This is a genomic window from Methanolobus sp. (assembly GCF_016278385.1).
Lineage (GTDB): Archaea > Halobacteriota > Methanosarcinia > Methanosarcinales > Methanosarcinaceae > Methanolobus.
The window spans coordinates 20,872-44,005 of sequence record NZ_JADQBY010000011.1; the positions used below are offsets into that span (position 1 = coordinate 20,872).

The window sequence follows — 23,134 nt, forward strand, 5'->3', positions numbered from 1 at the left end:
CTTATAATATTAATTAATTTATAATGTTTGTGTAACTTTTGTACCGCATTCACTACAGAAATTTACACCCATGGTCAGTTTAGTACCACATGAAGGACAAAAATTAGTCATGGATTCTGTTCTCTGTATAGAATCCTTGATCGTTACATTTACAATCTGGTTCAAATCACTTTTTCCCCTGGTATTCGTTTTCAGTTCTGTGGAAAGTTCATGCCCAAATTCGGTAAGCATGCTAACAAGTGATTCTGTAGTCTGTAAAGCACCAAAAAGCTCAATACTGTCTGTATCTTTAGAAATTGTAATATTCAGCACAATATCATGGGAATTAACTTTTGCCTTACCGCGATACCAGGTTTCATAATTTTTGCCGTCTTTGGTTTTCAAAGTTCTTATATGTTTGATATCATGCCGCTGCACCATTTCATGGCAAATATTCATAAGGGTTTCAGCATCAAGATAGGAGTTAATCCGATAAACCTTACTGTCTCTGAAAGGGAGCGATGCCACAAGTTCCCGAAGGATACCAATATTTATATCAGAATCAGTTTTCAATATTGGGAATGCCACTTCGATTCTTTTAGGCTTCATTTCAGTGTTCAGAAGTTTTCCCTGTGCATCCTTGTAGAATACCCTACACTTTATCTCTGAGGATTTTGAACACAACATGGGATCAAAATAAACCATGAAGGATCTTGAATTATTGCCATGTATGTTCCCCATCACAGAAGGATATTTTTTATAGAATATGCTGGTTCGAATCGGTCTATCCTGAAAAGATGCTCATCAAAATCAAATTCTTATGCCACGTCATTAATCATCATGGATGAGGAATTATTCTATCAGGAAAATCATGGTAACCTGAATATTGAGAATTCCTATAGGGCCTGCGTATTAGAATAACTAATTAAAACCAGAGATTATCTTTTTAATATCCGTTGCATTTTTGCCAGGTATCGGAACATTTACAGTGTAGCTTCTAGGTCCTGTCCGATCAATGAAATCATAGGTTATCGCCAGATGGTGATACGGTTCTTCTTTAAACTCTGCGGAATTGAATTTTGACAGAGGAAAGTCCCATGTATGAAATTCTTTATTCAAAAGAACTCCTTTCTCAAGCAAAATAACCTCTCCGACACTTTTTCTTTTGAGATAGAACAGGATTGAAGGAAAGATGTACCCCATAAAAAAATAAAGCCCATATAAACCTAACATAACCATAAACATGAAAAATTTACCTTCAGGTATAAGCAAGATAAACGGAATAAATATTATTGCAGTTATCACTGATAGAACAATAGCTATTAAAATTCCCTGATTGCTCCGATAATCCTCTTCATGTGATAAATAATCCGACCATTCTTCGTTCGTGTATTTCCAATGGACAATCATCTTTTTCCGATTGATAGCCTCATCCAGAACTTTTATGTTTTTCATAGTTGTCTTTATAAAAAATAATGAAGTCAGCACAACAGTCATAGACACTAAAATAAACATACCATCATATGAGTTTATATCAAAAGTAATATAGCTTTGTAAACCAAGAACTATAAAAAAGAAATCTGCAAAAATCCACCTAAACAAAGTTACTCTTTGAGGATTTTTAATTTTTGGAATTGCGTCTTGTTCCATACTATTAAAGATGATTTCTTTTATGGTTTAAAAAGCAACCTGTTTTTAACTTGTAAGCCGAGAAGTCTCCTTTCGTAAGATGGGAGATGAAAGGCGTACTATCCGCATATAACATGTGTATAATCTTATGATTTTACAAAAACTAGATATATTGTTAAAACATACTAACTACTAATGCTTAAAGCTTACAAATATCGTTTATATCCAAATAAAGAGCAACAAGAGCTTTTTATGAAACATATTGGCGCATGTAGGTTTACGTATAATTGGGCTTTAGATTACAAAATTAGAGCCTATGAAACAGAAAAAAAGCATTTATCTAGGTTTGATTTACAAGAAATGTTAGTTCATGATTTGAAAAAAGAACATGTGTGGTTGAATGATGTAAACTCACAATCACTGTTAAATTCACTTATCAATCTTGAATCTGCATTTACACGGTTTTTTAGAGAGAAAAAGGGTTTTCCAAACTTCAAATCTAAAAAGAATCCTTTACAATCATTCCAGATACCACAACATTATACTGTGGATTTTGAAACAAATACTATTAAACTTCCAAAAATAAAACAACCAATAAAAGCAAAATTACATAGGAAGTTTGAAGGCACCCTTAAAACCGCCACAGTATCCCGAAATTCAACAGGAAAGTTCTATATCAGTATTCTTGTAGATGATGGTAAATAATTACTCAATAAAACATCATTCGATGAAAATTCTACATTAGGTATAGATGTTGGTCTTACTCATTTTGCCATATCATCAAATGGTGAAAAAATAGATAATCCAAAATATCTAAAAAACAGTATGCAACGTCTAAATATCTTACAAAAAAGAATGAGTAAGAAACAAAAAGGTTCAAAGAATAGGGCAAAGGCTAGATTAGCAGTATCAAAACTTCATGAAAAAATAAGTAATCAGAGAGTAGACTTTTTGCACAAAACATCTTCTAAAATTATAAGCGAAAATCAAGCAGTTGCAATAGAATCTCTCAACATATCAGATATGCTTAAAAATCATTGCCTAGCTCAATCAATTAGTGATGTTTCGTGGAATACATTCTTCAATCAATTAACATATAAAGCCGAATGGTACGGAAAAACCCTATTGAAAATAGGTCAATTCGAGCCATCTACTAAAATTTGCAATAATTGTGGTTTTCATAATAAAGAGTTGACCTTAAAAGATAGAGAATGGAAATGTCCTGAATGTAATATCACTCACGATAGAGATATAAATGCATCAATCAATATCAAAAAGTTTGCACTTCAAAATCAAAATCTAATTATTATTTGACACCTTCGGAACGAGGGGAAGAGCTTGTGGACTTGTGAACGATGGTTCAAAGAATGAAGCAAGAAGCTCCATGCGTAAGCGTGGAGTAGTTCACAGAACTAACACAATAAATAGTACCATCACTATGCAGGATAGTGTTATCCGGCGTTCTATATGTGATGCCAAAAGGAAATGTCCTCAGTGTGGAAGGGAAACAGAAGGCACTGAAAGTTCTGTATTAATTGCGGGCAGAAATTTGACTGGGTTTTATATGTGTGCTATCAGCCTTTTTTTCATTATTCAAAACATCCATGCAAATATTTAAGTATAATTGTAAGGAAGTAGTATTCCGTGCATACTGCAAGAATGCATATTCTTTATTGTATCAACAAAAGAGGTTACCAGATGAGACTGGAATTTATGGAAAAAAAGTCGAGATTTGATGAATTTGAACAAGAATACCGGGACTCAAAGGCATACTTTCGCAGAGCAAGACAGTTCCAGTCAGAAGGACAAGACCACAATGTGGTATTCAATGTGGCCTCACTTGCACTTGAACGCTATCTTGTTGCTTTAGCATATTTACATGATATGGAGCCATATAATCATAATTATACCTGTCTAATGGATACTGTGGAAATGGTCATTGATGTACCGGAGGAGCTAAATAAAGAGATCAGATCCCTGGATGAGATATTTGGTATTTGTTCCATTGACGATTATTATCATGGTGAACCTGAGCACAAAGATACAGATCGAATTCTATCAATGTGTGATGCAGTTGAGGAATTGTTTGATCAGGAAATGATTTCATCGACCAGTGAATCTTTGAAGGTAATGGAAGCTGAGTTATAAGATCAGAAGATATCATTTGCCGGAAGATATCCTTATATCAAAAGATTCTATTGATTCAAGTGCCAGGAATTCATTTAGCGGTGTACTTGCTGAAGTTACTAGAATAAAATCAACTGTCAAGCTGATAATCGATACTGGGATACCTTTCCATGTTGTGCTTACAAAAAGAGCCCATGATGATATGGGGCTTTTCCCTGGTTCTGAAATATATCTTACCTTCAAAGCATCAGCAACGCATACTGTCCAAAATGATGCCAGGCAAGGATCAAAAAAATTAAAAAAGGATGAAGCTACTTAAAGTAACTTCTTTCCGGCATTAGGTCCGGGGCCACATTCAAAGATATCTGTTATCTTCATTTTGACAAGGAACTTTGCAGGGAAATGCTCACCCTTTGCTTTTACTATTTTACGCATCTCATCAAAGTCCTCTCCACGGTCAATGATCCTGATGTTTCCTTTGATCTGGAAGCATCCCTTTATCTCGGGTCCCCATACGTAAAGAGCACCGTTTGGATTTTCCCTGAGATTTTCGATTGTCTTAAGGAAGAAGTTATCTACGATCCAGATCGTCTCTGCGTCTTCCTGAAGGAAGCACATACCGATTGGGATTACATTTGGAACACCATCTTTTGATGCTGTTGCGAATGGGAATATCTTCATCTTTGCGAATTCTTCTTTCATCTCATCTGATAATTTAACCATTGATGTCACCTCATAATAACTAAAAGCACAGGATAATCGGAGCCAATGGAGTTTAAAGCTTTTCGTTTAATATTGAAAGACGGGATGCGGATGAGATAAGAAAGAGATATTAGGTATTTCTCATTTAGAATGGAAGAGCATGGGGTTTTCAAAGTTTACTCTGCATCCCAAGTTTGACAGTTTTCACTTTTAGTTAAAGAGAATGTCTTCTCTTTCAATCCAATTTTCTCGTTTTTTTGTCAGGAAAACCTATTTGACAGTTCACCCAATTTCATGCAAAATTCTACGATTTCACCCATTTTTGCCTTAAAATCAGTGTGTTTATGGCATCAAAATTGGCGTAAATGTACTTTTTAGACCTACTTTTCATGAAATCCACGGTAACTGTCAAATTCAATAAGCTTTTTTTAATGAATTTTGTAGACTTATGCTTGAGTTCATTGAACTCATATCGCATCAGCGATATGAACAGTTGTGCAATGAACCCAATGATTACAGCTCCATAAACACTAGCATCAGACCACACTCTTAACGGTTTAATCTCAATCTCATTCTTCAGGGAATTGATAATCTTCTCTACCGAGTCTTTTTTCCTGTATATTTGAAGAGCTTCCTTGAGTGTCAAATTCTTACTGGATTTCAGGCAGAAAAATCCTTCTCTGCCTGTTATAAGATGTTCTTCGAGAAGTTTTATGGCTTCTTGCTCATCAAGATCCGTCAGTTTTGTCTGCAGGGAATAAACAACATCAACAAGGACATTATTGATCCTGAACTTTTTAGGCAGCTTCTTGTTCTTGTCAATCGATTTCTGTATCTCCTTTGCTTCCTCTACCTGCCTCATTATCTTCCTTGATCTTGATTCAAGTTGTTCCATCTGGAGCTTTTCAGAAAAGTAGAAGTAATTGACACTACTTGGTTTAACGATTTTCAGACCATAGATACCATCTTCTGGATCAACAATCTCAAGAGAATAGTTCCAGAAGTTTGCGATTATCTTGTCATCACTCTTGTTGAGCTTTCTTGCAGTCAAATACTGCATATCATCTGCCCTTATCATGGCAGTATTCCCTATGCTGTGAGCTCCTTTATCAAAAACAACCAGTGACCCCTGCTGAAGCCTCTTGTTAACCTGTTGATACGTCTTCATGAAGTGTTTTTGATCATGTAAATTCCCGTGTTCAACAGTAATGCCAATAGGGACATTGATGGGATCTGCAAGTTCAGTAATGCCTAAGGTGATCTGTTTCTTGTCTGGTCTGTGATCTCTGCTATATCCATATTTGCCTAATGGCGATTTATCACCATAAAGGACAATACTGGTCCAGTCTATGTTGATATTGGTATGCTCAAAATCATATCGGGTAAACAATCTGTCCTGGATATCGGAAATAATCGTTTCACGATTATTTCCCAGGATTTCAAGAACCCTGTAAAGTGTCCTTTCACTGAATTCTTCAAGATTGAAAATATCAAGCACTTCGTCACGATTGATCCATTCATGAGCTTTATTTATGCTGAAATTATCTGTAAGCTTGTAGCTTACAAGAGCTTTCAGCAAGTCGTTGATATCAAATCCATTCTTTTTGTGTTTGCCAAAAACAGTGGAAAAGTCAAGGACATCATAAAGTCCATTTACAGCCAGAATAGTTCCGATAGTAATATAAACCTTATTGTATGCTTTCTTTTTTTTTAAACCTTGAATTCGCCTCACAGCGGTTAAATAGTAGTAATTAGAGTATTTTAATTAATGTTTAAATTAATACGGTGACAAAATGTCAAAACTGCAATACTCAAAAAATCAATACACTTTGACTATCCCGAAAGATATAGTTGAGCTCGAAGGCTGGTCAAAAGGTCAAGAGATAAAGTTCAGACGCATCTCTGCAAAAGGTGAAGAGTATATTGCGCTGATACCTGTTGAGTAGTTGTGCTTGAACCTGTACATTGAGGGTTCAGGAGGGCTTGAGGGCAGGGCTTTCTTTGGTGGTTTGATGGTAGTGTATGGTTTGAACTATTAGTCGCTTGTAGGGTATGTGAGATTTCTAAATCTAAAAAAGACACGTAATGTATTGTTTTTCATTTATTTTTTAAATATTTCGGGCTGAGTCTATGAAAATAATTCTTTTCTTTTTTGGGCCAAACTTGTTGACTAGTTACTGGTTATAAATTATGCTTCCATTCCATGTGATTTTTCAGACTTTTTTCTGACACTAATACAAAGCCACAAATACTACATGTATATCCAATCTTATGAACCATTGCCAGATGGTTTTTTTGATCTAGTTGTTTTAAGAATTTCTTTGAACAATGGGGGCAAGGAACTCTTTTAGGTAGTGGATTCACATTTTTTGCATTAGGAGTATCCTTAGTAACAATGGTAGTCTTTCGATTACATCCTCTACAAAAAGAACCGTATCCGTAATCTACAACATCTTGGCTGTCACAATATTTGCAATGTTTTCCCATTATATCCCTTTGACCGAATGCTTTGAAAGGCTTTATTAAGCTTTTTCTTTACAAAAAGATTTTGATTTTGTATTGAATTCTATGAATTCAAGAAGACTGGTTAAGATTAGTTCTAAAGGTACGACTTAGATTAAGCTCATTAATACTTTTCAGGGTCACAGGAGGGCTTGAGGCAGGGTTTTCTTAGACTCGTTAAGATGTTTGTCTTAGATTTTCAACCCTTTGTAGGGCTTCTACAGGGGTGCAGGGTGTGGAAAGAGATGTTTGTAATCTAATCTACACATCACTTTCACCTTACTTGGCTTATTCAGTTATATGCTGAAGACTAACTATTGTTCATGAACACAACCGAACATGATAATACATTTTTCGTTGATAACTGGAAACCACGTTTGAAGAAGTCAACCCGTGAGAAAAGCAAACAAGCTACTTGGGTTAAAGCAAGTAAACAGCTTATTCAAAAAACTGATGTACCTGTACAGAAGCCTTCAAAATGTCTGACCTGCGATAAGCTTAATGTATGTCAGCTCGTTGAACAGGGATGCACTGATATCTGCAGATACTAATACAAAGTACCTTTTGCATTATATGAAGAAGAATGCTGAAGCTGATAAGCCATTTACTCTAAACTCTCACGTAAGGGAAAGGTTGGATATGTGGGAAGGATGTTGATATTTTATCGAACTTCCCAGTTTATATTTTAAGCATTTGAGTCTCTCCATAGCAGTGTTTCTTTGAGTTTGCTCTGGAATAATTGAGGATAAGCTTCAGAAACAGAAATTAAATGAACCGTTTCAGGATATCTGGGGTCTTCTCCGATACCCAAACAGATGTATACTTTTTTTCCACTAGTTTTTTCCACTTCTTTATACCTATCCAATTGCCACGGTTTACAAATCTCACAAACAAGCTGACCCCTAGTATTTTTGAAAAGCCCGTTTCGATATTTAGCTTCTATCCAGAATTCCTCTTTAGTTCTTTTATCTCTAAAAAGAAAATCAGGGTTCATGCTCCGTTCTTCAAATCTTTCCTTATTTGAATCAAAATCTTGTGTCATTTCTACAAGATCAAATAGCATATCTGTAAATATCTCTTTAGAAACAAAGTTTTCAAATCTTCCACCTTTTATTTCAGGTCTTTTACTTTTCCCAGTTACATCTTCTAATAATTCACCAAAAAATCCCATGTTTTTCACCTACGTTTTTAAATCACTAAATTAATATTTAATTTAATAGTATATTATTTTGACGATACAACATAATTTTCTACTGATTTGTGGAAAGAAGCCAATAACATAGATGAGCAGGCTCTTGATGTGAAGAAGGCTCAGGAGTTCATCAACAAACAAGAGATAATGAGCAATATTCTCCAAATGTCACAATCTGAAGCGGAAGCTCTCGGAGTTTCTAGGAGCAGGTTTCAGGGGATGAAGAAGAGGATTAAGGAAAATGGGGATTTGAATTTGAATACTCCGGCAGTTAAAAGATTAATTCCTAGTTAACAGAACAAACTTTAACTGCTCAAAGATACTTTTGATAATGGATAAAAAACTATACCCAATATCTGAAAGGTGATTTTATTTCAAAGACTGAGAACTCATACATTTGTCCTGTTTGTGGTTATGCTGGTTTAAATGAACCACCTTATGACGAATACGAGAATCCATCTTATGAAATATGTTCTTGTTGTGGATTTGAATTTGGTTTTGATGACCTAAGCTGTAAAAAGACATATGAAGAGTATCGTAATGAATGGATAAAAGAGGGTATGAAGTGGTTTAATCCTAGCAAAAAACCAGATAATTGGGACTATACAAAGCAATTTTCAAATATTGAAAGAGCTATTTTGATAGCTAATACAAATATTATTCAAATGATTAAGCAGTATAGGGATTTAACTATTTCACTTGAAGAGTTATCTAAGGTTATTGAGGTGAATTCTTTTGCTCCGCCTGATTATTCCTATTCAGTGATTGTTTGTAAAGAACATGTAATAAATATTTTAGAGAAATACAAGCTAAATAAAACTTCAGAATTAGAGTTAGCAAGATGGGCTAAATTCATCATGTTTTCTGAATGGTATGATTACTGTGAAGAAAACTCAGAGTTAATTGCAAGCGTGTTAGCAGAATTAGAAGCTCCTTTGTTATGGAGCAACTATACTGATGGAGACAATGGAGAACTTGCAGAATTTATGGGTAAACTATCATCTGAAAAAGTAGAAATGTACATAAAAGCTTTTGAAGAATAATAACATGGGCGATTCAATGTTTGAGGATATAGATTTCAAATCAAAAAGTCGTATGTACGACCCACAAAAGATTATTCCTGGAAGGAAACTCGAAGAACAAGAATTGGATGAGGATATTTTTCAAGTGAACTATGATATTGGAGATATCCACTATACAATTGATGTGGGGTGGTATCCTTCCCATAGACTTAATGGTTCTTTCATGATTGTAATTGTCAAGAATTGTGATTGGGATAATTATCTCTATGAGAAAAGGACTAGAGACTATAATCAATTACACAAATACATGGAAGAGTGTGTTACTATTGTTAAGCAATTGTTAGAACCAACTGGATATTTTGACTAGAAAAATAGATTAATTCTTTTTTTGAATTGGTAATCTAAAATCACTTAGTTTTTTGAAAGTTCCGTTTTTTCTTGTTAACTATATCCCGACTCTGTCGTGCGATGGGTGTGATTTGAACTGAATTTGAATCTCTGACAGATTTCTGGCATAACAATACATCTCTTCATATCTATTCTGTTTTCAAGAATCCCTATGTTGAGAAGTATTGTTAGTTAAAGGTTCTAATACATCTACATCAAATAGACCCTACCAAGAAGCTTCTTATCATTCTGACAGCGTTTCAACACGTAACATGAAGACCAAGATGCTCGGACAATCCACACCCTGCCTGTTCGGTGCTTGCGCTTCCTGAATACAATACTGTTCTGCAAGATGCCACTATAAAAAAAGAAAAGGTCAAAATTCATAAATGCTCAGCATCTTGTCATATTTTCCAGTTATCCCGGCATACAAGAGCTCAATTTCATCATCGGTATATTCTTCATTCTCCAATCTGGATATAACTTCTTTGCTGACAACAAGCGGCATAATCTCCGAATTGTAATAAGACTCGATGATAAAATCCCTCATTGCTGTAATGCTAGGATTTGACATGTCATCGTCAAATTCAACTGCTTGTGGATACTTTGCCCCAATTGCAGCAAAATCCCCCTGAGTAAATTCATACCCATTCGACCTCTTGCATTTTTCCACCATCGATGCCAACTCAGGATTCACTTTTATGCAGCAACCATTCAGCCGACAATCATTACAATTTTCATCGGTCTCAGGTGTCCCTGCAGTCAGACACATTGCAACTCGAATCCTGTTCTTCATGCTCATCATTGAACCATAATCCTCATTATCAAATTCAGCAATCTGCGGGTATTTATCCTTAATAATTGCCATATCATCAAGACTCAAAAGATCCCCTGCGTTCTCCACCATCAATGCTAATTTCGGTTTAACCGTCAAGCAACGGTCATTATCCCTGCACATTAAGCATTCTTCATTTGTCCCAATTACTTCCGAAGAAATACATTGCACGATTCTCATTCTTTCAGTTGAATTATTCTTGTTTTCCATGTTATCTTTGTCCTTTATTTTAAATCACATTTACTTACTAATAAGCCGGAGCATACCGATATATGCACAATATACTATGCATTCAACATTTATAAAGGTTTTAGCCAAAATCAGCATGCAGCGCCTGCATTATAAAAAAGTCCCCTGAGTATATGTCCGCTGTAAAATGGTCACTTGAACCACATATTTATAACAAAATTTAAGCAGTATTAATTAGCAACACCCACAGGTCCTGCTGGTTGCATGCCTGATTACGAAAACCCACAACAACACACTGGCAGGGAGTGTGGGGAAAGCGGTACTTTCTTTCTACCCTGACCTGCTCTTTCGAGAATCCCCTGCCTCGAACCTTTAATCAAGTCGAGGTATATCTATGTCTTAACCAAATGAACCCTACAGCAAAGCTCCTCAACATTCTGACAGCACCTCAATATAAAGAATGAAGACCTTGATGCAATCTACACGATGTCAATTTTTAAATCTCTGTAGTTACTGTCACCTTATTTGAACCCCTTCATTTCGAGTGCAATTGTGCATAAATAAATATATTTGTTAAAATAAATAAAATAAAGACCATTAAAACATGAAAGATGCGTATCATTTCCGCACGCTGAGATTATAATTCGGATAAATCCCCTCAAGAAGCTCTTCAAATAGAGTAAGTTCATTATTGTTCAATGGAATACCATATCTCCGCTTCCTATCTGCAACCCAAGCTGAAAGTCGTTCCTGAAGCTCTGGTTCATATTCATTCTCCTTAATAAAATGCAAGCAATCACGCACAAAATATCGCTGTTCTGTTCTGGAAAAACTCTTCAGCGTCACTTGCTCTTCAGGATTATGTCTACAATTACGGTCAATAATATCTTTGAAATCTCGAAGTCTTGTTTGCATAGCATAAGCTCCCTTGTTAGTGTTGTTTAAATATTCCAGCGACATTGCATATAAGCTTATGCGGCTCTTGCCATCGATATTATTGTATGTGCTCAGCCTGAATACTTTTATGTTGCTTAACAAACGTTGTCTATTTGAAATCTATTCTGTAAGAAGTTCAGTAAAACACTATTGATTCAAGTGAATTTGCCAGTGATTATTGTAGTTATTACTGATTAGTATGGAGGAGGAAAGAAAGAAAGAAAGAAAGAAAGAAAGAAAATTCTCTGCTTTGCTATAGGCTCAACAATTAAGTCCCAAAGTGTCTATAAATAGATTTTTGAAATAAGCACACTAAATATAGTTATCCAAATATATTATTAATGAATGATTTTGTGCAAAACATTTAATCGTTCGTAAAGTGTGTATATTTAATTATTTCAACATTTCCCTTCATTTTAATTAGAAGCATTTATATTATTTTATGTAATGGATTCATTTGTGATTATTCAATGAAAATGTCCTTATTTGGTATTATTTCTCCTGTTACCCTGCTGAAGGTCAGTTCATTAGATGAACTGATTTTTGTGTTTTTTCCGACCGTTATTGGTTATTTCAGTGGAATTTCAATATTCTTTCCCATTCCCCTAGGTTGGAAGTATCTTATCTTTGTAATTATTTTCATACCACTTTTTGTGATATTTATGTGGTGTAGGAAACGAAATTATGAACGAGCAATTGCTGAAGCTCTTGAAACAGGATATTTCATGAACTTCATAGAGGGGACAGCTTCATTTATCAGCTCAAGAAAAATACAAAATAAATCTATAGTTATTAATTCTGCAGATGGTAAATCCATAACCGTAGACAGCGATAAAATCAATGTAAAAGTAATTCTGCCAGAATCCCTTTCAAAATTGAATGATACAATAGCAGTAGTAGAAGAATTGACTAATCGAGGTAGCCTCGAGAACGGTACGTGGATACTTTATGAGAAAAATATAGGTGAGAAGTTAACTATCTACGATTATCCTCGAACAATGACATCAATGGGTAAATATCTTAAAGACATGCCAGGGAAATATGATGAGCTGAAATCCAAAACACTGCACAAGTATTTCAATGCAAGATTTAAAGATGACTGGGATACTGCAGCAGAAACAATTAGCAAAAACACCTTTATGATTATCAAAGTGCCTCCGAATTTTACAAAAGACGAACTTATGTCTCAACTAATTAAATTGGTGCCATAAGAGTCTGATAATCTATCGTTTTTGGGCATCACAAATTACAAGTAATGATTTATTCTCGATTTTCTTTTTATTCCTTTTTAGTATGTAGATATCTTTATTTGAACAACAAATATAGCCTTGACAGGTACGTAAAGCTTCTATTTTTTATTTAATCGAGGATTTCTAAAGAGCCCTATAGACCCTACTACTAAAATAGAATAAGGTATCTCTAATTAATATTACGTTTATGGTCAAGTGACATACATTCTTTATCCCTCTGGATTCATAATCGTTTACTTTTCTAATTTTAATGTATTATAACCAATTAACCCCATCCAAATCAATCCACTGAGAACTGCTAACCACTCTAAAAGTGGCATATGCACTCCCACTGTAGAAGCTAAAATAAAGAGGAAATTAATCATAATTGTTATTAAAGCATAGTACCAAACAAATTTAAGATAGTGTAGATGGGTCTTTAGTGCAATATTTGTGAGAATCATAAAAATGAAAAATAGGATAAAAAAGATTGATGCCCAAAAATAATGGATTGCACCATAATCTTCTGAAAATATGCCTACCATAATAAGAGCAAGCGCCATTAACAACCCACAAAATTGTGAAAAGAGAAGAATATTATTTTGTTTACAACTAGGAGTCTTCCATTTTTCTAGGCCGATAGTTGATATTATAATGGCCATTCCTACAAAAATGCACCCAATATCAAAGTAAATATGCCCAGCTGGGTTTTTATTTGAACTTCCTAAATCGCTAATCCAATTATTAAATATTGAATATGATCCATTGTATAGCATTGATGAAGCAAGTGCACTCATGAATGAAATAACGATGATTATAAAGCTCCCCATGCTAGTCAAAGGCATTTTTTTAGTATTCAAGAGTCTCATTAAGCATCCCATTCCATAAATCATATAAAACTCTTTTTTAGAGTCGTATTGACAATTCCAGCTTATCCCAAAAAGGTTCGACTTTTTTAATCAATCAATTATATCAGGGTATCATGAAAATATTTTAGGTTAGTATCCGAAGATATTAACGCTTAGTTATGTCGGTTTATCTTCACATAATTTGATTATTATAACTAAGTGAAACTATAAAAATGGCTAGGTGATGAAGATTTAACAGAACCCTAAATCATTATATTCATGAAAGACATGTCTATGCCTTATGTATTCTTATTCAATGAAATCAGCTGGAAGAACAAGCTAAAGACAGGTATCCCGTAAGTTATAATGCTTGGTATGGAAATTACATTACTTGATAGTATCGGCAAATATTCAGAGAAGTAGGGTATAAAAATCAATAGAAACAAAGGTACGATACATGATATAAAGAGTTTCATAATAATTCCCATGTTGAGAGGTAATATGGGGAGTTTGTTATTACGCGTGTAAACCTGTTTTCTCCCCTCTAGCTCTATTTGGATACTTTCAAAATCGGTTGAGCCAAGTTTTCCTGCCTCACTCAATAGTCTAGATTCCAATTCGTTAATCGAGTGTTCAATTTGATATAATAGTTCTTGTTTAATCTTCCTCCATTTACTCATTTGTTGATGTACTTTTTGTACAGGCCATATGAAAAATAGTACAAGTGGAAAAATACCTAATATGATAAATAATAGTGAAAACTCGAAAACAAAGTAGTATGGCACAGGGTAATCACATTGAACTGTCGTAAGAGCTCCTAGAAGCAAACCGAAACTTAAATAAATTATCGGTATATCGGCAATAATTAGGCTCCATAGGCACAGATTGCCTATGGGAGAGAGTCCACCTGCCATATCTGGATGTCCAAGTTTTGGTTCTATTTCGAATTCATTCATCATTTTGGATATATATATAGAGGATATAAGCATCCTCCAAATCATAAGTCCAATAGCAAAAGAAATTAATGAAACTGGCAATTCATTTAACATGTGCCAATTATTCTGAATAAATGTTTGCCACGCTACCCTCTGATCCAAATTCATAAGTAAGTAACTAAATTCTCTTCCAAGTTCAGGGTTACGTAAAGTACTCAATGGATTCCAGAGAAACGTCAGCCCGAGAACAAATAAACCCATGCCATATTGTGGCCAGTGAGTTAACCACTTTTGCATATTTGACATAAACCCACTGAATCTTTCTTCAACCGATACAAAACCTTTGATATTCATATCGTTTAGATTTAAACCCAAACTAAGGACCCAGACGATATTCTTTATAACTTTATTGTAAATCCTTGAAATCCATTTATTATTTGAATCAGGAATAGAAACCCCTACAATAATCTTTCGATACCATAAGATACGAAAAGTTTCTGGTATTTTTTCTACAAATTTGCGCTGAGTATAGAGACACAGGCCAGCTGAACAGTAACCAGATATAATTATTGGCAACCATTCATTAATATAACTCTCTTCTTCATATAATTCTATATGTTGTGTAATAAAGATAAGGATTGCAATGAAAAAACAAAGACCTGGCAAACAGTACAGAATATATTTCAAAAGGGTGCTTTTGATGGGTTTCAAATCATCAAAAATTTCAGGCACTATTTTTCCACGTGGTGTATCTTCTTTATTATTCGGTCCCTTTTTGTCTTCAAACTTAACACCTCGGGCCCATATTATAGTCATTCTAAAATACCGTTTATATTTATTTAATCTTTGTATTTAAGGTAACGTATCTAAAATGCTGTAAAATATGATAGTTCTGTGTTTTATTAGGACAATTCCTAATATTGGTAATGTTCCCATATCCTGTCATTCTGTCCATCTGATTATAACCGAAATTAATTTGAAGAACCTAGCAATAAATGTTTCTATTTTATTCAAGCAATGTATATTAAACGTATATTATTTGGACCAGTATTATCCTTTTTAGAAATCTCAAAAGAACCCTATAGTGCTCTGTATGAGTGCCTTTATAACGCATTTTGGCAAACCAGCACTTTTCTTTTTACCCTGACCTGCCTTCTCTACAATGCCCTGTGTCGGGTTATTTCATCAGGTCAATACATAATTCATCTGCGTGAAATTGCCCCTACCAAGAAGCTCTTCAGAATTCTGACAGTATCAGCAGCATGCAAGATGAAGGTCAGATAACAGGTCAGACAATCCACAACCCTGCCTGACGTTTGCTATGCGATGTATTTTTTGGTATTTGATATTTTAGGAGAGGGGGTGACTGCGCTTCGGTGCACCGAGTCAAAGACTGTGCACGCTGAGGCGCAGCCGAAGCGCAGTCACTAACATTACGTTGGGTTAAAAAGGGTGAGTAGCTTGATAATAATTAGTAATACTGCTCCGTTTTGGATATAAATCCAGTTTTAATAGCTTCATCCGCAGGTGCCTGCCTGTGTTTGGAGGTGGATTTGGATTGGATTTGGAAGCTAAATTATTGGATAATATAAAGGTCGGGACGTGTTATTGGGTCTAAAAACGCTAAAAGCCCCCTTCCAGTCCACGCGTCCTCGGAGAGTACGCTCCTTCTCAGCATACGAAGTAAGTAGGATAAATGTATAATACGTAGCGGGAAGCGTTATTGTACTGGCAGCGATACCAAAAACATATATGGTAGAACGACGGAATTATAATTTACAGGTTCGAGAGCAGCCTTCCTTTATAATGCGGTAAAAAATATTGTCTCTGCGAAATGTCAAAAAATGTATTCTTTCCATACTCGAACCTGCATGATTTTCAATAACCATCAACACTCAATGCCCTCAGAATGCCCGACATTGAACGATTAAGAAGCAGTTAAGGTGTTTCTACCTTTGAAATCTAATAAAGCTTCCAATTATCAGCATCAATGTACCTTTTAATAAGCAACTCACAGGCAGGGACTGTGGATGAAGACGATTTTAAAGTATTTCACTAAATTCACTGAATTCCCCGATTTCACCTATTCTCTCAAAGAATCAAAAATCATCTTAATAAAGATAATAAAAGTACGTATATGTATAGGATATAATTTATTACATTTAATTTATATTATTTGTTTGTTTATTATGCTTCTCTTTTGCAAGAGAACTGGTGAATTTGGTGAATCGAGTGAATCGAGTGAAAATAAAAAAAGTGAGAAGATTGTAGTCACAACTTCTCAATTGCGGAATCTTTTTTGAGCACATAGTACTTTGCACCAGTTTTCTTCTCAGTATATTCTTCGATAACACCTGATTCTTTCAAAGTCGATATTACTCTATTAAAGTCATCGGACAATAGTTTGGAACTTTTGAGAAGCATAGAATGCTGGCAAGTCCCTCCTTTTCTCCTCAATACATTCACTACCTTTTCGACCTTATTGCGCTGTTCATCCTCCTGTAATTGCTCAAGAGTTTCTATGCATGTTGGGAAAAAGTACTCCTTAACAATCCTACAAGCTTCCTTCATGGTATCAAGAGTGATGGTGAAGTTTGGATGTGGTGCTTTTCCTATCTCGATAAGCATGCACAATTTAAGGATATGGTCGACATTGCGGCCCCATGCAGAAGCCATATCATCTTCGTTTAATTTGATGATTTTCTCCTGCATTTCCTTATCAACTTTATCGAGGTATTCCATAGCATCGGGGTTTACTTTGACACCAATCTCCTTTCTAATATTGCCAATTATTTCATATATGTGCCTGTAGGCTTTTGAGACATCTGCGTGTGCTTTGACATCTATTATTTCTTCGAGTGCAAGGGGCATTCGGTCTTTTTTGTATTGTGGATGACAATATAGATGCCGGAACCCATACCCGGTTCTGAAATTGGCTACAGTCATGCATGAAGAATAATTATGACCTGTTGTACCGGAGAGGCGTGTGACATATGGATCTTTAACAACATCATCATCCTTTTTGTCGTCATCTTTAGATTTCCGACTGCTGCTCGCAAGGGTCTTGCGTACAGATTGGCAATCATATATTGAATTCTCAAGCTCATATATTCCATCATTGTAACTTTTGTTGTATTTCTGTAAGAGACCTACAACTTCATCTCGTACAAAATTAGATATTGGCTTTGATTGCAACAGGTTTAGGTATCCTTCTAACGAATAGTCGTCATTGAAGAGCTTTTCTTCAGTGATCAATTCCCAGAAACTCTTTGCCTTGTTGATGGATGTACTTTTTCTGGAAATTGTAGATAGTCCAAATAGCATGATGTACAGGTTTGGATATATCACTCCTTGCTTAAGCTTCAAACTGACTTTTTTCCTACATGCTGCTGAAAGCAACCACATAGCACACATTATATTGTAGTCTTCGTATGCATCAGTTATTCCACTCATGTAGCGACAGTACTTGCTTATAAAGTGGTCATCTGGTAGGTTAATTTCCAACTTTCGACTCCGTGACTTTGTACCCTTTGCACGTATGTCCTCAAGTGACATCGTATTCGTTTCACAAGAAGAGTTAGGTGGCAATGTCGTGGGCTTCTCACCGTCCTTGTGGAATTGTGCGAGTACGGAGTCGGCCTTGATGGCTTCAGTTGTTGCAGGTGTTGGCTTGATATGACTGAGTTCAGTAAGCGACTGATTTTCATTGTAGTCTTCTTCAAAGGCCAGCATGCAGACCAAGAGCATTTCCTCGTGAGTTGCACCATTGACCTTCAATTCTGCCATCAAATGAAGCATCCGTTGCCGACTTTCCATCCCCCGGAATACTTTTAAATCGTGGTATTGGGGATGTTTGTCGTCGATGAATACAGCATTGAAGAAACCACTGAAGGTAGGCCTGCACTTATTCAATGTCAGCTTGAGCTTATTGAATGTTGCTAGTATCTGATTCAATCTCTCAATGACAAGCTCGGGTATTTCAGGCCTGTTTGCGATGTTACCTTCCATAACATATTGTTCACCTGATACGTGGACCGATGGTGCAAGTACTACATTGCCACCTTTAGATAACATATCAAAGCCAAGTGGCTTACAGTGCTTGAGCTTGAATTTGGGATTGAACTTAAAGAATTCATGCCACCGACCAGATGTCCGACTTTGCTGTACAAAGTTTGATTTGTCAATACCACTTAAGATGGTATCCCAAATTCCTTTGACATACCAGTCGATATCTATTACCATCAGGTTTGAGGCTAATCCGCACACAGCCCCGAGGTTGCAGTCTCTCTCGATTAAGTAGTCTTTGATTTCTGCATCGGTCATGGGTTCCGTCAGCTTTTGCCATCCTGGCTTGAGAGGTCTTTTGCCGGGGCTTGGGCCCCCAGCTGTTGGCGACGATAGCGGATGTGTGACGATACCAGTTTCTCTGTAGAGTATTGCTGCATCAACAATTGGATTTGAGGGCATTAGATGCCCTCCCATTCCGTAATCAATGACTCTTTCAGTCTCAATTCTGCTCATGCAATCACCTCCTTGTTCTGTGCAGCTTTCAACATTGCGTTAGCAGCTTTTATGATAGGCAAATCCCTGAAGTAGGTCTCAGAGGATTCTTCATTTGAGATGCCTTGAAGGGGTGCGATTGCTACCTTTGAGTTATCAGTCTTATCACCTGTGATTAGGTCAGAATACGGTGCAGAAAGGCTTATATGCTGGCAGGAGGACTCATGTATGCAGGTACATGGTTCAGCTATATGTTCCTTATAATAAGGGGAACGAGGGTCTGATGATTTCATTTCAGACCCCCTTCTTTAGCTGATCAAATTGTTCATAACACTTGAGTCTTTCTTCAAAGGCCCCACGTTCTTGATTTGTCAGTTTGTCACCGTAGTAATGTAACAGTGCTCTGATGTCTTCCTTACCTAATATCGACGTTTCGAAGGACTTGTATACATCTTGAGAATCTGGTTCTGTTTCGACATATGTTTCGTTCAAAATGTATCCCACGATACGAGTGGACATTGTGATATCTTTTATATCAACGTTCTTCAATAGTTCAGCAATGCTGTCATTCTCATCTTTTTTATTAATCAATTTAATTAATACTGACAGATTATCAGTGGGACCTTGTGGATTTATTTTTATCTCACTGAATAGAACTATGGCCAGATTTCTTGTTGTTTCGGATGACCACATAAGGTCTAAGGGATCATCATATGAGTTTGAATTTATCTCAAATTCAGTCATTATTATCACCTTCTCTTTTATATATTAATGTTGTGTGCGCATGTTCGTGCATATCATTTGCCTCCCCAGTTTTGAGTATACCGTTGGCTAATGCCCGTTTGGTTATGTCTGTGGAATCTTTCCACTTCGCTACGATGCTTGGATTTTCGGGGTCAATTTTGAGACCACCGGCTATCTGTAATGTATTTTTCATATTGTGCTCCGAATGAGCCACACCAACAAATCAAAAGAAGCCTTTAAATATAATCTGCAACATAAATACAATTGTTCAATCTTGTTTCATGCGCAGGCGACTTCGTTTGCTTTGCGTGTGATTCATTTATCTTTTGTGTTTATAATCGGTACTTGAGATCAGTTTCAGATGTCGAAACCTTTCTGTCTTGCAATCTCGACAACAGTTTTACCTGTTCGTTCTGATTCGTTAATTATTTCTTTATAGCGCCTTTGCGCTTCTCCTTCTATATATTTGTCCAGTTCACTCATGTTCCTCCATGAGTCGTTGAGGGCTTTCTTGGAGGGATTTATTTATTGTGGGGGTGTATTCTTCATCTGTTCGTGCAGTAGTTCACTTATGAATTTGGAACGATTGTGTCTACCACGGGCATTTTCAAGCCATTCAAATATTTCTGGTTCAAATGCTATAGAACGTGCATATCTCATGATTTTTATTTCACCTCTTTTATTGTGATTATAAGACATTAATACCTTTTAGTATATAAACATGTGGTCAAATGTAGTCAAAAAATCAGCACCTAGCGGAATCATCTAACATTTTTTTCTATTAACTTTGGTATATATCCAAATTGTATAGGGTACGAAGATTTTGTCTTTCAAATGTGGTAAAACAGGAAGAAGAGAAGTTACGCTAATTAATGGTTTTTTTTATATCAGATGACCGAATTAACAGTTAAGGCCTATATTTTCGAGTAGCTGCGAAACTTTAATATTTATTTAATATTTATCTAATGTTTTCATAGTCTCCAAACTCAACACACACTTTGATTAAAAATAAAATTTAGAGCTATTTTATATTTTTCTTTAATAGCTCTGCAACTTTGTCATTTATCGCAGATTCAATGAGGCTTTTCATGTCTCCGAGTTCTGCTTTTATTTCTGCATTTTCAGATTTGAGTTCGGAAAGCTCGTGCCTTTCGACAATGGTTTTTGCGGTTTCAGCTCTTAAGATGTCGTTTTCGTTCTTTATCACTGTGTATTCGGGAGATTCGGAGATGTCAAGCTCTTTTTTAATCGTGATGAAGGGAATGTACTTTTGATATATTTTCTTGAGCTTTTCGGGGTCTCCTTCGAAGTATGCGGCTTTTGAACCGTCAAGCTGGTGACCCATCATGTACTCAATGAGGTCGCTGTCCATTCCTTCATTTTTCAAAGAGGTATTGAAATACTTTCGCATGTTATGGCTGCGTAGGGGGTTAAAGATTCCTGGGCCTGCCCTTGCCCCTAGGTCTGCACTAATGCGGTTGTAGAGAAGAGTGATATTTTCCGATGTCAGTCTTCTTATTGATTCATTCTGTGACAGTAGATACTCTTTTTTGACCTTGTTTTGGATAAAAAGATAACTGCCGGGTGTAACCTTACGCTTTTCATATTCTAAAAGGTCGCATTTTTCACTCCCTGCAGGTGGTCTGTCTCGCCATTCAAGATAATTTAAAACGGCCTTGCTGGCTTCTGGTGATATGAAGGTAATGAAATCGATACCAACCTTACGCCTGCGCATATCAAAGGTCGTTATTCCGGTTTTAGAGTCGTAACCTTCATTGAACTGGGCAACTTTTAGGCTGGCTATTTCGCTTGCCCCCATTCCAGAAGATAAACCGATGAGCATAACCGCTTTGTCTCGAATGCTGGCGATGTCAAGGGCTGCACGGATAAGGTCTTTGTCTGGACGTTTCAGGTTCTCTTTCAGGGGTTTGACATTGCTCCCGCTTCGAGGTTGCTTTGGGGTGTCTATGTAAAAATAGTTGTAAAATGAAATGATTTTTCCGACGTGCTTCTTTATTGTGCTAGGTGCGAGTGGGTTCGCAACTTTGTTGTTCTGCTTCTGCAAGTAATCACGGAACCCAGGTATTCTAACAAATACTGCCCGGTCTGTCATGAGTTTTCCGGCTTTTATATCTCGGTTACCTTCATCGATGAGCTCGCTAGGTGTTAATTCTGTGAACTTAGTGTAGTGTGCAAGTGCTGATAGATACCCTTGTCTGGTACTCTTGGCAGGGTTAATCAAAGAAAAAAGCTTAATAACTACCGGGTCTTTTTCTATATCTATAGTATTCATTTTTATTCTTTCCTGTAGTATATAAGAACTACTACAATAAGGTATTAACTCCGATAGGAAAGCATATATTGTCATTAGGAATAATGTCGTATGTTCTTAGTTTTGTCTGCATTTTAGTCGATTCAAACAGAATTAAGAACACATTTATTACTTTTGACTGTCAAACTTGGGCTGCATTATGTGAAAAAATGCAAAGGGGGGTAAACCGTTTAGTCTGAATGCTCATATTAAGAAAAGGTTAGAAATGTGGGAAGGGTATTGAAACTGAATGAAAAAAATAAAAAATTAATATACTAACAACTTTGTTTATAGTGTATGCTTCCAAAAGATAAGGATTATTGGGGAGCTTTAATCTTATACGGTAAAAAGCAATATTACCTCAAAAATCAATCAGAAAAAATAAACACCATCAACTAAACAAAGAAAAAATAAAGATTCCGGCATTGATTTCAGAAAAGTTTATCAAGGAAATACTGATGAACTCTTAGGTCATGGGTAAGTTCCGGATGGAATGCCAGTGCAAGAACATTTCCTTGTTCTGCTGCCACTATCATATCGTCTATTTTAGCAAGGACTCCAACATCCTTCCCGGCTTCCACGATTCCCGGTGCCCTGATGAATACTGCATTATAAGGTGTGTCCAGAAATGAGAGTTCAAGTTCTATCTCAAAAGAATCGCGCTGTCTTCCGAATGCATTCCTGTTGACCTTTGTATCCATGAGTCCCAGAAGATGCTGGTGTGTCTTTGCTACCTGCTCGTCACCTGCGGATGCGAGCAAGATAAGGCCTGCACAGGTGCCCATAATGGGTTTACCGGATGCGTTCATGTCACGGATCTCATCTGCAATGCCTTCACGTATGAGCAGTTTTCCGAGAGTCGTGCTCTCTCCGCCGGGAAGTACGAGTGCATCACATTCAGGGACGATACCATTGTGTTTGATGGTAACTATCTCAGCTTCCGCTCCACGCTCATCAAGTGCTCTTTCGAGGGCTTCTACATGTTCGGAGACATCTCCCTGGATAGCAATAACACCAATTTTCATAAAAATCACGTTTTAAATTAAATGAAATAAAAAAGAATAGTT

At 36.2% G+C, this 23,134-nt stretch carries 25 protein-coding genes and 1 pseudogene; 9 read left to right on the forward strand and 17 right to left on the reverse strand.

All coding sequences use genetic code 11. The features are described from left to right. Positions 1 to 18: 18 nt before the first annotated feature. Both QZZ23_RS04930 and QZZ23_RS04935 read right to left on the reverse strand, forming a co-directional pair. Complete coding sequence (locus QZZ23_RS04930; RefSeq protein WP_292467362.1) at positions 19 to 666, reverse strand: zinc ribbon domain-containing protein; 648 nt, start codon at positions 664 to 666, stop codon at positions 19 to 21. 234 nt (positions 667 to 900) lie between these two features. Next, positions 901 to 1,629, reverse strand: coding sequence for a hypothetical protein (locus tag QZZ23_RS04935; protein WP_292467364.1), 729 nt, complete (start codon positions 1,627 to 1,629; stop codon positions 901 to 903). Positions 1,630 to 1,803: 174 nt separating this feature from the next. On the opposite strand from QZZ23_RS04935, the pseudogene tnpB reads away from it, so the two are divergent. From tnpB to QZZ23_RS04950, 3 genes and pseudogenes are all read left to right on the forward strand, one after another. Beyond that, a pseudogene (gene tnpB, locus QZZ23_RS04940) lies at positions 1,804 to 2,922 on the forward strand (IS200/IS605 family element RNA-guided endonuclease TnpB). Positions 2,923 to 3,306: 384 nt separating this feature from the next. After that, a complete protein-coding gene (locus QZZ23_RS04945) occupies positions 3,307 to 3,756 on the forward strand; it encodes a hypothetical protein (protein WP_292467366.1) in 450 nt (149 codons plus the stop codon). Positions 3,757 to 3,772: 16 nt separating this feature from the next. Continuing rightward, a complete protein-coding gene (locus tag QZZ23_RS04950; protein WP_292467368.1) occupies positions 3,773 to 4,054 on the forward strand; it encodes a TOBE domain-containing protein in 282 nt (93 codons plus the stop codon). Here QZZ23_RS04950 and QZZ23_RS04955 read toward each other — a convergent pair. After that, positions 4,051 to 4,458, reverse strand: a complete 408-nt coding sequence (locus tag QZZ23_RS04955; RefSeq protein WP_292467370.1) for a pyridoxamine 5'-phosphate oxidase family protein — start codon at positions 4,456 to 4,458, stop codon at positions 4,051 to 4,053. The genes QZZ23_RS04950 and QZZ23_RS04955 overlap by 4 nt on opposite strands. A gap of 283 nt (positions 4,459 to 4,741) precedes the next feature. Beyond that, the gene (locus QZZ23_RS04960; RefSeq protein WP_292467432.1) at positions 4,742 to 6,160 is read right to left on the reverse strand and encodes a transposase; all 1,419 of its coding nucleotides are present in this window, start codon (positions 6,158 to 6,160) and stop codon (positions 4,742 to 4,744) included. Between the two features lie 70 nt (positions 6,161 to 6,230). On the opposite strand from QZZ23_RS04960, the gene QZZ23_RS04965 reads away from it, so the two are divergent. Continuing rightward, on the forward strand, positions 6,231 to 6,383 hold the full coding sequence (locus QZZ23_RS04965; RefSeq protein WP_292467372.1) for a hypothetical protein: 153 nt from the start codon (positions 6,231 to 6,233) through the stop codon (positions 6,381 to 6,383). 879 nt (positions 6,384 to 7,262) lie between these two features. Then, complete coding sequence (locus QZZ23_RS04970; protein ID WP_292467434.1) at positions 7,263 to 7,490, forward strand: hypothetical protein; 228 nt, start codon at positions 7,263 to 7,265, stop codon at positions 7,488 to 7,490. 134 nt (positions 7,491 to 7,624) lie between these two features. Here the strand turns inward: QZZ23_RS04970 and QZZ23_RS04980 are convergent, their stop codons facing one another. Further along, a complete protein-coding gene (locus QZZ23_RS04980; RefSeq protein ID WP_292467374.1) occupies positions 7,625 to 8,110 on the reverse strand; it encodes a hypothetical protein in 486 nt (161 codons plus the stop codon). 87 nt (positions 8,111 to 8,197) lie between these two features. Between QZZ23_RS04980 and QZZ23_RS04985 the strand changes: the two genes are divergently transcribed. The 3 genes from QZZ23_RS04985 to QZZ23_RS04995 all read left to right on the forward strand — a co-directional run bounded on the left by QZZ23_RS04985 (position 8,198) and on the right by QZZ23_RS04995 (position 9,520). Next, positions 8,198 to 8,425, forward strand: coding sequence for a hypothetical protein (locus tag QZZ23_RS04985; protein ID WP_292467376.1), 228 nt, complete (start codon positions 8,198 to 8,200; stop codon positions 8,423 to 8,425). A gap of 266 nt (positions 8,426 to 8,691) precedes the next feature. Continuing rightward, the gene (locus tag QZZ23_RS04990) at positions 8,692 to 9,174 is read left to right on the forward strand and encodes a hypothetical protein (protein WP_292467378.1); all 483 of its coding nucleotides are present in this window, start codon (positions 8,692 to 8,694) and stop codon (positions 9,172 to 9,174) included. Between the two features lie 4 nt (positions 9,175 to 9,178). Next, positions 9,179 to 9,520 carry a hypothetical protein gene (locus QZZ23_RS04995; protein WP_292467380.1) on the forward strand — a complete coding sequence of 114 codons (342 nt, stop codon included), beginning with the start codon at positions 9,179 to 9,181 and terminating at the stop codon, positions 9,518 to 9,520. A gap of 396 nt (positions 9,521 to 9,916) precedes the next feature. On the opposite strand, the gene QZZ23_RS05000 is transcribed toward QZZ23_RS04995, so the two are convergent. Both QZZ23_RS05000 and QZZ23_RS05005 read right to left on the reverse strand, forming a co-directional pair. After that, entirely contained in the window at positions 9,917 to 10,555 is a 639-nt protein-coding gene (locus QZZ23_RS05000; RefSeq protein ID WP_292467381.1) for a hypothetical protein, read from the reverse strand. A 627-nt stretch (positions 10,556 to 11,182) separates the two neighbouring features. Continuing rightward, entirely contained in the window at positions 11,183 to 11,479 is a 297-nt protein-coding gene (locus QZZ23_RS05005) for a hypothetical protein (protein WP_292467383.1), read from the reverse strand. Between the two features lie 491 nt (positions 11,480 to 11,970). Here QZZ23_RS05005 and QZZ23_RS05010 point away from each other — a divergent pair, with 491 nt between their 5' ends. Next, positions 11,971 to 12,711 carry an STING domain-containing protein gene (locus QZZ23_RS05010; protein WP_292467385.1) on the forward strand — a complete coding sequence of 247 codons (741 nt, stop codon included), beginning with the start codon at positions 11,971 to 11,973 and terminating at the stop codon, positions 12,709 to 12,711. Positions 12,712 to 12,983: 272 nt separating this feature from the next. Here the strand turns inward: QZZ23_RS05010 and QZZ23_RS05015 are convergent, their stop codons facing one another. From QZZ23_RS05015 to pdxT, 10 genes are all read right to left on the reverse strand, one after another. Then, the gene (locus tag QZZ23_RS05015; protein WP_292467387.1) at positions 12,984 to 13,622 is read right to left on the reverse strand and encodes a DUF998 domain-containing protein; all 639 of its coding nucleotides are present in this window, start codon (positions 13,620 to 13,622) and stop codon (positions 12,984 to 12,986) included. 254 nt (positions 13,623 to 13,876) lie between these two features. Further along, entirely contained in the window at positions 13,877 to 15,328 is a 1,452-nt protein-coding gene (locus QZZ23_RS05020) for a hypothetical protein (protein ID WP_292467389.1), read from the reverse strand. 1,455 nt (positions 15,329 to 16,783) lie between these two features. Then, complete coding sequence (locus tag QZZ23_RS05025) at positions 16,784 to 19,033, reverse strand: bifunctional DNA primase/polymerase (RefSeq protein ID WP_292467391.1); 2,250 nt, start codon at positions 19,031 to 19,033, stop codon at positions 16,784 to 16,786. Continuing rightward, positions 19,030 to 19,305, reverse strand: a complete 276-nt coding sequence (locus tag QZZ23_RS05030; RefSeq protein ID WP_292467393.1) for a hypothetical protein — start codon at positions 19,303 to 19,305, stop codon at positions 19,030 to 19,032. The genes QZZ23_RS05025 and QZZ23_RS05030 overlap by 4 nt, the downstream gene beginning before the upstream one ends. Position 19,306: 1 nt before the next feature. Then, a complete protein-coding gene (locus QZZ23_RS05035; protein ID WP_292467395.1) occupies positions 19,307 to 19,756 on the reverse strand; it encodes a hypothetical protein in 450 nt (149 codons plus the stop codon). Continuing rightward, positions 19,749 to 19,949, reverse strand: a complete 201-nt coding sequence (locus tag QZZ23_RS05040; protein WP_292467397.1) for a hypothetical protein — start codon at positions 19,947 to 19,949, stop codon at positions 19,749 to 19,751. Before QZZ23_RS05040 ends, QZZ23_RS05035 begins: the two co-directional genes overlap by 8 nt. A gap of 164 nt (positions 19,950 to 20,113) precedes the next feature. Beyond that, positions 20,114 to 20,239, reverse strand: coding sequence for a hypothetical protein (locus tag QZZ23_RS05045; RefSeq protein ID WP_292467399.1), 126 nt, complete (start codon positions 20,237 to 20,239; stop codon positions 20,114 to 20,116). A 42-nt stretch (positions 20,240 to 20,281) separates the two neighbouring features. Further along, a complete protein-coding gene (locus tag QZZ23_RS05050) occupies positions 20,282 to 20,416 on the reverse strand; it encodes a hypothetical protein (protein WP_292467401.1) in 135 nt (44 codons plus the stop codon). 361 nt (positions 20,417 to 20,777) lie between these two features. Continuing rightward, positions 20,778 to 22,049 carry a tyrosine-type recombinase/integrase gene (locus tag QZZ23_RS05055; protein WP_292467403.1) on the reverse strand — a complete coding sequence of 424 codons (1,272 nt, stop codon included), beginning with the start codon at positions 22,047 to 22,049 and terminating at the stop codon, positions 20,778 to 20,780. A gap of 449 nt (positions 22,050 to 22,498) precedes the next feature. Further along, on the reverse strand, positions 22,499 to 23,092 hold the full coding sequence (gene pdxT / locus QZZ23_RS05060; RefSeq protein WP_292467405.1) for a pyridoxal 5'-phosphate synthase glutaminase subunit PdxT: 594 nt from the start codon (positions 23,090 to 23,092) through the stop codon (positions 22,499 to 22,501). Between the last annotated feature and the right edge of the window lie 42 nt (positions 23,093 to 23,134).